Here is a 12,029-nt window from a genome sequence, read left to right as displayed (position 1 = left end):
ACGAAAATTGCTTTTCAAATTTTTGTGAATTTCGGCTTATTTAAGAAGGAGTTGCTTCTGCTCCCACCGTTTATTCGGAGTTAGAGTCTGTGGCAAAACTGATTTTTAGTTTTGTCCCAACCTCGTTTTTTTCTTCAATTTCTCAAATCGAAACGACTTTTGTCTCGACCTCATGTTTAATTCCAACTATTTTTCCGCCAATGCTTGCTCAAAAGCAAGCCGAAAAGCTGCATGGTCTTCTTTTGTAAAGGGTTTGGGCCCTCTAGTTCTCAGACCAGCTTTTCTCATTTTCCCACTATGATACCGTTGCTCTAAAAGTGAACCAATGTTACTTTCATCAAATTCTTTTCCAGATTGATGAAAGACCCGTACACCTTTTGGCAAAACGAGTGATGCCAGACCATAATCTTGGGTGACTAAAAAATCTCCTCGATGAATCAAACCCACGATTTTAAAATCTGCACTATCTGTACCACGATCAACATACACGAGTTGCACATTTGAGGGATATTCTTTTGTAGTATAGTGATCGACACTTGTCACAATCACTACTTCAAGCTTTTTTTTGCTGGCTAAATCAATGACATCCTCTTTGACTGGTGATCCATCTCCATCAATGAATAGGCGCATGTTTTTCATCTCGCTTCCATAGTAAATAGACTGTAATAACGCCTAACAACAATAGGCCCACGTTTCCCCATTTGGCATAAGTCATCAATTGAACACTTGAACTTGGCACACTTAATTTTCCTGTTAATCGCAACAGCAAAGCTACTGGCTCACCCATCAAGCGAGCAATGACCAACATCCAAACCATCAACAAAAATTGATGCGTCACACTTCCCTTGTTTTGAGTAGTAAATTTTGTGATGATTCTGCGGTCCATTGGAATTTCTGTTTCAATCTCATAATATTCATGGTTCAGCCAACTACTAGCAACCGCATGCCAAAAACTGAGTAAAAACAGCCCTGGAACAAAGCCGTACGGCACTAAAAGAACGAGCAATGAAAGAACGAGACCAGCAAGTTGGACAACAAGCGGTGTAGCTGAGAAACCTCGTAACAACCTATTGCCAATAAGTTTTGCTAAAATCATTCCTGCAATATATGGCAAGTACATGTCAATTGCCAAGTGATCAAAACCGTAGACTCTCCCCACGTAGATCGTACTGAATAAAAACAAGAAATTGCCTAGCATGCCATTTAAAAAGGTATAGAGATTCATCCATGTTGGCAGCTTCAAGTTTTTCTTCGCCCTGCCTAAATAAAAGGCTGCCAAAACAAATAACAATAAAAAACCATAAACCGCAATATCGAACAGTTCAGGATCAACTAGTAATCGCGCGTTACGCAGCAAAAACAAAAGAATGAAGAAACCGATAAAGAGGACAAATTCTTTGGTTGCTACTAAATTGGATTTGATGTCCTTGAAATCTAATTCATACCGCGGATAATGTCTAACCGTATGGTAAGCCATGATATAAAACAAGGTATATATAGCTAGTGTCACAACGATCTGCGTAGTACCAGGAAGAGCAATCGAGCGAAACAGCAAAATCAATAACAGAATAGCAAACGGGAATTTGTTGGCTGTCATATTCGTAAATCCCTGATGTTTTTCATGCGCATTCACAGTAACATTTGCCGGAACTAGCCATGAAGCACTCAAACCCAATAAAATACTTGATAAATAAAACAAAGGAAAATAGATAACTCCTAGAATGCCTAATAGCGAGCCTGCTCCGCCCATCAGTAAAGAGATCATCAATAAAGTATAGCTATCTAATCCAAACCGCAGACTACTGATTAAAAATAGTCCCGTCATGCGAAACGTATAAAAAAGCATAAATGGTAAAATGGACAGCCAGCCATTACCATCGCTTAAGCTTAAAAATAAAAGATACGGAATCAAAATGACCGTATTACTTAAAATAAACGGCGTAGTTTGCGTAAAATTACGACCGAATTGTTTGATTTTTTCGTACATAAAAAAAGCTCCTTAGCTACTTATTCAATTTTATAATTTAAAATCATTCTAGCATTAATTGTAGCAGAAACCAATTTTATAAAATAATCAAACACCATTACTAGCAAAACCGCACCTGAGGTTTTGAAATCAAACTTTTTTATACTGAAAAAAGTTGAACGAATCTGGTTCCTTCGAACACTCGTCTCCCATGCCTTTAAGCCTCTCCATTCAACCACATTAGAAAATCGTCCTATGTATAAATAGAAAAAATACCTTTCAAAAATTTCTTTTTTAGGAAAAAAGGAGTTTTAAAGACTGACTTTATTGAACGATGCTTCATGGTAAAATGAAAAAACAGCATAGATACGTAAATAAATGATGGCAGAGAAGACGACGGGCATTTTTATGGTCGGTCTATGACCCTGAAAACAAACAATCTACCGCTTAAACGGCAGAATATAGTCTCTATAAAAATTATTGATTGGATTATTTCATAATAAATCGCAAAAGCTTTGGACACCATGCTCTCAGCCATAGAATGTCCTGATACTAAGCTTAGAACTGACTATACATAATGTGCCAGTATATTCTTTTGGATACATAAAAATTGGGTTCTATAATATTTGGTGTTGTTACTCTTAGAAGTAGGAACGCCAATCCTTTTTTTATAAAAAAGGAAACGCCGGAACGTCTCCCTTTTACGATTTAATTCAAAACAACACGATTTGACGAAGAGCAAAAAAAGAAATTCTAGTTGAAACTTCCTTTTTTACTTCAGCCTATGAGTTAATCTCTTGCATAACACCAAGCTTGCGCTGACACAGTTACATAGCCTTGAGTTTGAGGGCTTAAGTTAAGCTTTTGTTGTGTCTTCATTTTGTACGAGGTATTGTTATTAACCGAGCCATATTTTGCAGTTACTGCTACAAGCCTAGTCATTTTTTTCATCTTTTCCTTGTTCCTGCCAGTACTCCAAAATTTTAGGCATTTTGGACCAACTCCAAACAAAACAGCCAATTACTGCTAAACCGAGAATTAAATAGATCCAGTCCACAATAAACCTCTCCTTTACTCAAGTTTCACAAACATGATAGAAAAATTCATGGAATCTAAGGAACAAGCTTTAACTTTAATCATTCAATTTTTCAAGTTTCTAAAACAATCTCTATCCTCCTTCTGCTGATCAACATTAAAGCTTTTACACTAAGGCAATGAAGCTGATAAAACTTACTGTTATTTGATATTAGATTATCTTATATTATCTCATAAATAATAAACTCCCTCTATTTATTTTAAAAAATAGAGAATAAAAAAAAGCTTTCTATTTTGCAATAAAAAACTTTGAAAACTAATCAATATCCAAAAAAAAGCAACATAACTGTCAAAAAAAAGATCATAATCGTTGTTAAAAAATAAAAAGTTAAATAACCACAATTATAAATTAAAAAATATTCATTATGTTTCATTTTAAATAGAAGAATGTAGGACAAATCTAAAAATCAGTTTTACCACAGACTTTAATTCTGAATAAACGGCATCACCATGCTCTCAGCCACAGAATGTCCTGATACTAAGCTTAGAACTGAGAGGTTGAGCGTGGACAAAATTAGGAAACACTTTTGTCTCATTCTTTAAAAACGAATAAACGGTGGGAACAGAAGCAACTCCTTCGGCTTATTTCTCGGAGTTAAACACTTCTGTCCCAACCTCACGTTCGTATATTCTTTTTGATACATAAAAATAAAAGCCGATCACTCAGATAAGTATGAATGAAACAGTAACGTCTCAAAATTCGCACTTATCTTTGTTGAGTTAATCGGCTTTTACTTACTGGTGCTTAAAAACAGCTGTTTTTAAGCAGACAAGCCCTTCTCCACAAAAGTCTTGTCCGACACCCTTGCATTCCGGCAAGTGATAATTAACTTATCGTGTGCCTCCAAAATCAATCAGGCGCATCTGTAAACCAGAGGCCTTCTCGACCCGTCGCATGAAGCTACTTTAACACACCCCCACCATTTATGCGAGTGTTTTTTTCATTTTGTAATCCACCATTTGAAATCCTCGGCCAATATCGGAAATCAATTCTTCTTCGATTTCAAATCCTTGGTGTTGATAAACTGCAATAGCTTGGGTATTTTCTTGATTTACGCGTAAAAAGATTTCATTCAGTCCTTGTTCGGTTGCTAATTCTTCATACCAACGAAAAATTGCAGATGTCAGTCCTTTTCCTCGTACTTTGCTTAGCAGGTACAATTTGCTCAAGTAGATTTTCCCATCGATCACTTCATATGCTGTATAGCCAACTGTTTCGCCTTCATCTTTCAACAAGTAATAATTGACAGCGGTGGCTAATTCCTTTTCGATCTGTGCTTTTGATTGATAGGTCGCTAACATGTAGTCCACCTGTTCTTGTCCAATGATTGGAATGAATGCTTCCGGCCAGACTTCTTGGATAACTGCGACTAGTTCTTCTAGTTCATTTTGCGTAACTTTGACTTTTTCTAACATCGTTTTCTTCCCTTCTTATAAGCTGCCTTGCGCTTTATGAAATAAAAACAGCATGATCATACTATAGATCCCAACAGACCATGGCTTCAAAAGAATAACGATCTGCATGTATTCTCTGAAAGTCAATTTTGTCAATCCTGCGACAAGACAGATAAGATCGTCAGGCGCAAAAGGTAATAACAGCGTGACAATCAGTACTTTTTTGATATCTTTTGTTCTTCGTGTCAATAATTGATCAAATTTCTGGTATTTTTTTGGTGAAAGGATAAGTTGAACAAAACTTACGCCATAATAGCGAACAAGCAAAAAACCAATTGCCTCCCCGATCACTAAACCGATACAGCTATAAAGCAGACCAAATCCGTTGCCAAACATCAACATTCCTGCTAAAGAAGAAATACCGCCTGGCAGAATAGGGATAATGACTTGGATAACTTGGAATAAGATAAACATGATTACCGCGAATTGGCCAAATTGTTGGAAAAATTTCTGTAAAGAATCCGTTGACTGAAAAATACCATGTTGGTATCCGTACAGAACCAATACTAGAAAAAACACGAAGCCGATAATCGGGATAACTTGTATGTACTTGTGTATACTTGCTTTCTTTACCATAAATAGTCTCTCCACCATCTTAAGTATAATCCTACTTTTTTCTAAATAAAAAAACAGTTGACTGGTAAAGAATTTAAGAGAGTCATCTATCACTCTATCCTAAATCCAATCAGCAACCCATCAGACCTATTTCTGACAGATTCACTGCTCCAGTACATACAACTGTTCTTATCCTCGCTACAACTTATTTATGATCTAAAAAACTAGCAACTTTAGTCGTAATCAAATCGATAGCAACGTGATTTTCGCCGCCTTCAGGCACGATGATATCTGCGTAACGTTTGGTCGGTTCGATAAATTGATGATACATCGGTTTGACCACTGTCAAATATTGTTCGATGACCGAATCCAATGTTCTGCCACGTTCTTCCATATCTCGTTTGATTCGGCGGATGATGCGAATATCATCGTCTGTATCAACGTAGACTTTAATGTCCATCAACTCGCGCAAGCGTTCGTCTTCTAGAATTAAGATGCCTTCTAAAATAATTACTTCTTTCGGTTCTTGAATGATCGTTGCTTGGCTTCTTGTGTGTGCAACATAATCATAGACTGGTTTTTCAATGGCTTTATAGTTCAGTAGTTCTTCTACATGCTGAATCAGCAGATCATTATCAAAGGCAAAGGGATGATCGTAATTCGTATTCAATCGTTCTTCAAAGCTTAAATTGCTTTGATCTTTATAATAAGAATCTTGTTCAAGCATCATGATGGAATGGTCTGGAAAATTATTGAAGATTGCGCGACTAACACTTGTTTTTCCGCTTCCTGATCCACCCGTCACACCAATGATAATTGGCTTGCTTTTTGTCATTGACTAAAACCTCTTTCATATCCGTTTTTTCATTCTAATCTATTATAGCGAAAAAACATGAAAATGCTATATTTTTCTGAAAATTAATGTACGTCTATTTCCAAAAGAGGATAAAGTTCAGCTAGTGAATCTACTCGATAAGTAGGTTTGATTTCAGGAATCTCAGGCAATTTATTTTTGTTGAACCAAATCGTATCGATCCCAGCAGCATTTCCACCTTTAATATCAGAAGTGAGCGAGTCACCGATAATCACTGTTTTTTCTTTTTCGAAATTTGGGATATGAGAGAATACATGGTCAAAGAAAGCCTTCATCGGTTTTTGTGCACCGACATCTTCAGAAACAAAAATCTGTTTGAAATATCCTAGCATCTTCGCATCAGTCAAACGTTGGTATTGTGTCTTCGATACACCATTGGTCACGATATAGAGGTCTGCTTGATTTTCTAGTGCTTGAAGCAGTTCATGACTACCCTCGATCAAATCATGTCCTTGATTCAAATAGTGACGGTAGCGTTTTTCCATTGCTGCGCTATCAACGGTCTTCCCAAATTGTTGGAATAATAGTCCAAAACGATTGCCTGTAACTTCTTCTCTTGTCATATTTCCTTTTTCAAATTCACGCCACAAATGATGATTCAATGCTTTGTAACTTGTTCTCACTTCAGGAGTCAATTCGATTCCTTGTTCTGCAAACAATTCGTTCAAGGCCTTTGCTTCGGTTAATTGAAAGTCAAGCAATGTGTCATCTACGTCAAATAATATTGTTTGATAGTTCATTTTATCTTCTCCTATTTAAAATACATTTTTAGTTGCTTTAATTCAGTGAGCGTCAACGACCGATAGGCGCCCACTGGCAATTTTTCATCTAATTGTAGCGGACCCATCTTAATTCTTCTGAGTTCTACTACTTTTTTCCCGCGAGCTAGAAACATCTTCTTAACTTGGTGGAACTTTCCTTCTTGAATCGTGACAGTCGCTATACTGTTTTTATTAGTTGCTTCTATGATCGTCAGTTCTGCAGGCAGACAGCGATACCCGCTATCAAATACGATTCCTTCTTTAAAAGCCCGACTATCCTCAGGCGTCAATTCTGCATTGACTGCTACTTGGTAAGTTTTTAGTACCTTCTTATCAGGAAGTAGCATCTCATAGCCTAGCTGCCCATTCGATGTCAGTAAGAGCAGCCCCGTCGTATCACGATCCAAGCGTCCTACAGGATACAAAGCCTGGGTCCGGTCTGCTGAAGCAATCAAGTCCACTACAGTCATCTTTTCTTCATCTTTTACAGCAGTAACCGCCCCATTCGGCTTATTCAAGAGAAAGTAGGCTTCATTTGTTGTTAACCGCTTACCAGAAACTTCGATCTCGTGGAGCAAACTATCGACATTACGGTTTTGACTAAACTCGATTTGTCCATCTATTCGAACTTGCTTAGAAGCAAATAATCGTTTCATTTCTTTCCGTGTTGTTTGTAGCTGATCTTCAATCAATTTATCTAAACGCATAGGTGTTTCCTTTCTTATCCTACCAAGCATTATAACCTGAATATTTCTTCATGCAAATAATAAAACCAGCGTTATTCCTTGACTTAATCAAAAATTAGCGCTACGGTTAAGTAGTAAAGTGAATTGGATTTCTCATACACAGCGTAATGACCTGGTGGAGAAAAGTTGAATCCTGACTTTCTAAGGTAGATGCGTGCATCTACCCTTTTGCGCTTTTTTAAGCGCCCCTACCCAATAATGTGCAAGAGAATAGCCGCGGAAAAGTTCACTTAAATAAAATCTGCCCGTTACCAAAGCAGGCAGTCACATTTTAAGGAGGAATTTTGGTTATGTCAGTATCATTAGAAGTAAGTAAAAGAGAAGTACGTCCCCGTTCGTTAAGAAACAAATTGCGTCATGAAGGTAAAGTCCCAGCTATCGTTTATGGCTACAATGTTGAAAGCACACCAATCTCGTTTGATGGTCAAACATTTAGCAAATTATTACGTGAAAATGGTGCGAATGCCGTAGTGACAATGGACATTGACGGAAACAAAGTCAACACATTGGTTCATAAAGTCCAAACAAATACCTTTACCAACCATTTTGAACATGTCGAATTTTTATCTGTTAACATGTCAGAAGAAACAGAAGTTGAAACAGAAATTGTTCTAATTGGTGAAGCTGCAGGTGCTAAATCTGGCGGTGTATTAGCTCAAAACCTATACACAGTTCTTGTATCTGCTACACCAGATAACTTGCCAGAACGTATCGAAGTAGATGTAACAAACTTAGACTTAGGTGATTCGATCACTGTGGCAGATCTACCAGAAAACAACGAATATAAAGTTGTAACGGATAGTGAAGAACAAATCGCTGCTGTCGTAGCTCCAGCAGAAGAAACTGAAACAACTGATGTAGCAAGCGAACCAGAAGTAATTGGTTCACCTGAAGAATAACAGAAAAATTGCTCATGCCAAAAGCGTTGGAAACTGCGCTTTTGGCATATTTTTTTCTCTCTTTAAAAAAAACTTATATTTTGAAAAAAAGTATGCGATTATTGTTGCATTTTTTAAAAATCTTTATTAGAATGAACCATCGTTACAGTAAGTATCATTCGTTTATCCTAAACGAAAAAGTGTACATGTCTATTCGATAAAACAAAGGAGGTTAAACAGATGTTTGAAAGTTTTGACAGCAGTCGCAACCGGTATGCCTCTGTAGGTGTTGTATCGAGTTTGCCAGATGAATTGATTGATAGTATCTGGTTTATTATTGACCTAGACCTTAAGGGAGTCATCTCATTAGATAATATTTTAGCCTTTGATTTAATAGAGAATAATGGAAAAGTAACCATCCATTTTTCACAAGCAGGCAGTGAGGTAGAAATGGATATTGATTTACCATTTCGGTATTCTTCACAATTTCCAAGCCAAGTCTATGCTTATGATGATGGCACAAGAGAAACGATTCTTTTACCAAGTGAGATTAAACAGTATTGAAGTTGACACATAACAATGTCGCTTTTTGATCCATGCGTTCAGGCCAAGCAGTTGATCTTTTGAATTTATTCGTTGAATTCATTCAGTGGTTCACTTCTTGGCTTGTTTCATGGTGCGGTTTATTGAAAATGAATTATGAAAATTCCAAGAAAATAGAGAAAACACTCCGTTTTTTCATTAATTTCTAATTGGTATTCTTAGGATAAACACTATATACTACTAACTAAATTTTAAAGACAATAAGGAGTTTAAAAGATGCGCGATTTAACAAAAGGAAGTCCGGCTAAGCTAATTTTAATGTTCACTGTTCCTTTGCTCATTGGTAATGTCTTTCAACAGTTCTACAATATGGTCGATATGATCATCGTTGGACAGACATTAGGAAAAAACGCGTTGGCCGCTGTTGGCGCTACTGGAAGTTTGACCTTTTTGATTATTGGGTTTGCCCAAGGGTTAACAGCCGGTTTAGCGATCATCACCGCCCAACGATATGGTGCAAAAGATTATCGTGGCCTTAAGAAAAGCTTTGCTGCAAGTGTTGTAATAAGTTTGATTGTCACTATTGTTTTAACTGTCCTTAGCCTAGTATTCATTCATCCGATGCTTCAATTGATGCAAACTCCACCTGAAATCATTGATCAAGCACAAACATTTATCTCGATCATTTTACTTGGTATTTTTGCATCTATGAGTTTTAATCTGCTTTCAAACGTTATTCGTGCGCTCGGTGACAGCAGAACGCCTTTGTTCTTTTTGATTATCGCAGTTATCATCAATGTCGTGCTTGATTTGATTTTTATCATCTTGTTTGGCATGGGTGTAGAAGGAGCAGCCATCGCTACGGTGATTGCCCAAGTTAGCTCAAGTGTATTGTGTCTCGTGTATATCAAAAAGAAGATTCCATTGCTACAACTACGTAAAAAAGATTTTTCATTTGATAAAGAAGAAATCCGTGTCCATCTAAATGCTGCTTTGCCAATGGCTTTTCAATCATCGATTATTGCTATCGGAGCGATCGTTCTTCAAGCAGCTTTAAATAGTCTAGGTACAGACGTCGTTGCTGCTCAAGCCGCAGCTAGCCGAATCGATCAATTTGCCAATCAACCAATGATGTCATTTGGGATCGCTATGGCGACATTCAGTGCTCAAAACTACGGAGCAAAAGAATATGGTCGTATCCTAAAAGGTGTCAAACAAACATTGATGATGAGTATTGGCTTTAGTCTTGTTGCTGGAGCAACAGTGATTTTCTTTGGTCATTCATTGATGAAACTATTTGTTTCATCCTCTGAAACGAGAGTATTTGAATTAGCACAGACCTATTTCAACATCAATGGTTCTTTGTATTGGATCTTAGCGATCTTGTTCATCTTGCGCTACACTTTACAAGGACTTGGACAAAGCAAAATACCGACTATCGCAGGGATGATGGAATTGCTGATGCGTTCATTTGCAGCAATTATTTTGACAGGTATGTTGGGATATGCCGGTGCCGCAGCTGCTTCTCCACTTGCATGGGCTGGTTCTGTTGCTGTCCTACTGTACTCTTACCTTCGTTCAATGAAACAACTGAAACAATTGGACAACGAACAACATTTCTCATTGGATGATGCTGAAGTCCGTTATGACAGTATCCACTAATCCAAGATTAGAAAAAGTTCGGTACAGAAGCGTTTAACTCCGAGAAATAAGCTTAAGAAAATAGAGGGTAGAATCAGCGGTGGCTGATTCTACCCTCTATTCTTGTTCTATTGCTCTTTTTGCTCTTTTTTATCTTCTTTAACTGGTTTTTTTATGACTTTGAAATAGTCGATGTGTGCATGGTTGTATTCTAAAACAGTGAATTGAAAATTTTCAAGTAAGATCACCTTACCTGCTTCGATATTTTTTTCGTAGTGAGACATGAAACCCGCTAATGTGATAAAGGGCGAGTCAACAAATGCCGGGATCGAAACATCAAAGTAACGTTCGAAATCATCTAATGTCAGTTTTCCTGAAACAATGTAACTGCCATCTGCTTGTTTTGCCACAAGAGCTTCATCCAAATCCGTTTCGTCACGAATTTCTCCGACGATTTCTTCTAAAATATCTTCGATCGTCACTAACCCGCTTGTCCCACCATATTCATCTTTTAAAATTGCAATGTGTTTGCCTTTTTTACGCATGATCGTCAATAATTTTTTGATTGGGATCGTTTCAGTCGTCACAATTGGTTCTTCAATCAACTGTTCTACTGGCAACTGATCATCTTTATACGATTGTTTGATTAAATCTGGCAACGTCACATACCCGATAATATTATCCTTTGATTCTAAAATGACAGGGTATCGCGTATGTCCTTGTTTGATTGATTCTTGGATTGCTTGTTTCACTGTATCACTTGCTTCAAATACTTGCATCGATGTTCGATCCACTTGGATATCTCTTGCAAGCGTGTCATCAAATTCAAAGACATTTTCTAAGTAATGATATTCTTCCTTCGTTAATTCCCCTTTTTCATAAGAATTCAATGCAACTAAAGTTAGTTCTTCTTGTGACAAGGTTTCTTCCCCTTCAGATACCAATTTCACGCCTAATAATTTTCCAAGACCTGCCGCTGAGTGATTGAGTATCCAAATAAAAGGAAACATGAGTTTATAAAAGTAATGTAACGGTCTTACCACAAATAAAACGACCTGTTCTGTATTGACGATACTATAACTTTTTGGCAAAAGTTCACCGATCACGACATCGATATAGGTAACGATAATAAATCCTAAAGCAACAGAGATCGTACCACTTAATGCGGAACTAAAAGGCAACTTGCCAAGCCTTGGTTCTAACAAAGCAGCTACAGAGCCTTCTCCAACCCACCCAATAATCAATCCTGTTAACGTGATCCCTAATTGACTTGCAGATAAATAGTTATCTAAATGATGTGTGACATGAAGTGCTAGTTTCGCATTTTTTACGTTTTCCTTTTCTAGTTGCTCTAAACGTGAACGCCGTATCTTTACTAATGCAAATTCACTTGCTACAAAAAATGAAGTAATTGCAATCATCAAAAATAAGATGACAAAATTAAGTACCATAAATTCCCGCCTCTCTTTTCCATCTCCATTGTACCTCTTTTCTAAAAATTTTTGATAAAAATAG

At 37.1% G+C, this 12,029-nt stretch carries 12 protein-coding genes and 1 pseudogene; 4 read left to right on the top strand and 9 right to left on the bottom strand.

Annotated features, from left to right (window positions below):
- Positions 1-84: pseudogene (locus tag ED2_RS16410) on the top strand (DUF3788 family protein); the annotation flags it as partial.
- A gap of 102 nt (positions 85-186) precedes the next feature.
- Here the strand turns inward: ED2_RS16410 and ED2_RS09940 are convergent.
- The 8 genes from ED2_RS09940 to ED2_RS09905 all read right to left on the bottom strand — a co-directional run bounded on the left by ED2_RS09940 (position 187) and on the right by ED2_RS09905 (position 7,413).
- Entirely contained in the window at positions 187-630 is a 444-nt protein-coding gene (locus ED2_RS09940; RefSeq protein WP_005875352.1) for a YaiI/YqxD family protein, read from the bottom strand.
- A complete protein-coding gene (locus ED2_RS09935; protein ID WP_016177236.1) occupies positions 614-1,987 on the bottom strand; it encodes a hypothetical protein in 1,374 nt (457 codons plus the stop codon). The genes ED2_RS09940 and ED2_RS09935 overlap by 17 nt, the downstream gene beginning before the upstream one ends.
- A 913-nt stretch (positions 1,988-2,900) precedes the next feature.
- The gene (locus ED2_RS16080) at positions 2,901-3,023 is read right to left on the bottom strand and encodes a hypothetical protein (RefSeq protein ID WP_255209476.1); all 123 of its coding nucleotides are present in this window, start codon (positions 3,021-3,023) and stop codon (positions 2,901-2,903) included.
- A gap of 962 nt (positions 3,024-3,985) precedes the next feature.
- Positions 3,986-4,477: a GNAT family N-acetyltransferase gene (locus ED2_RS09925; RefSeq protein WP_005875345.1), complete on the bottom strand. Its 492-nt coding sequence runs from the start codon at positions 4,475-4,477 to the stop codon at positions 3,986-3,988.
- 15 nt (positions 4,478-4,492) lie between these two features.
- Positions 4,493-5,092, bottom strand: coding sequence for a TVP38/TMEM64 family protein (locus ED2_RS09920; protein WP_025481375.1), 600 nt, complete (start codon positions 5,090-5,092; stop codon positions 4,493-4,495).
- Positions 5,093-5,276: 184 nt separating this feature from the next.
- A complete protein-coding gene (gene udk / locus ED2_RS09915) occupies positions 5,277-5,906 on the bottom strand; it encodes a uridine kinase (protein WP_005875342.1) in 630 nt (209 codons plus the stop codon).
- An 83-nt stretch (positions 5,907-5,989) separates the two neighbouring features.
- A complete protein-coding gene (locus ED2_RS09910; RefSeq protein WP_005875340.1) occupies positions 5,990-6,685 on the bottom strand; it encodes a YjjG family noncanonical pyrimidine nucleotidase in 696 nt (231 codons plus the stop codon).
- An 11-nt stretch (positions 6,686-6,696) separates the two neighbouring features.
- Complete coding sequence (locus ED2_RS09905; protein WP_016177233.1) at positions 6,697-7,413, bottom strand: 16S rRNA pseudouridine(516) synthase; 717 nt, start codon at positions 7,411-7,413, stop codon at positions 6,697-6,699.
- Between the two features lie 329 nt (positions 7,414-7,742).
- On the opposite strand from ED2_RS09905, the gene ED2_RS09900 reads away from it, so the two are divergent.
- The 3 genes from ED2_RS09900 to ED2_RS09890 all read left to right on the top strand — a co-directional run bounded on the left by ED2_RS09900 (position 7,743) and on the right by ED2_RS09890 (position 10,535).
- Positions 7,743-8,351 (top strand): 50S ribosomal protein L25/general stress protein Ctc, encoded by a 609-nt coding sequence (locus ED2_RS09900; protein WP_005875337.1) that lies wholly within the window; start codon positions 7,743-7,745, stop codon positions 8,349-8,351.
- Between the two features lie 219 nt (positions 8,352-8,570).
- On the top strand, positions 8,571-8,894 hold the full coding sequence (locus ED2_RS09895) for a DUF960 domain-containing protein (RefSeq protein WP_005875335.1): 324 nt from the start codon (positions 8,571-8,573) through the stop codon (positions 8,892-8,894).
- 255 nt (positions 8,895-9,149) lie between these two features.
- Positions 9,150-10,535: an MATE family efflux transporter gene (locus ED2_RS09890; RefSeq protein ID WP_005875333.1), complete on the top strand. Its 1,386-nt coding sequence runs from the start codon at positions 9,150-9,152 to the stop codon at positions 10,533-10,535.
- A gap of 107 nt (positions 10,536-10,642) precedes the next feature.
- On the opposite strand, the gene ED2_RS09885 is transcribed toward ED2_RS09890, so the two are convergent.
- The gene (locus ED2_RS09885) at positions 10,643-11,965 is read right to left on the bottom strand and encodes a hemolysin family protein (protein ID WP_025479839.1); all 1,323 of its coding nucleotides are present in this window, start codon (positions 11,963-11,965) and stop codon (positions 10,643-10,645) included.
- Positions 11,966-12,029: the final 64 nt, after the last annotated feature.

It is taken from the genome of Enterococcus durans NBRC 100479 = LMG 10746 (genome assembly GCF_001544215.1).
In the GTDB taxonomy this organism is placed as follows: Bacteria; Bacillota; Bacilli; order Lactobacillales; family Enterococcaceae; genus Enterococcus_B; species Enterococcus_B durans.
The sequence above is the reverse complement of the archived record's forward strand: the minus strand, read 5'-3'. Positions and strand labels throughout refer to the sequence as shown.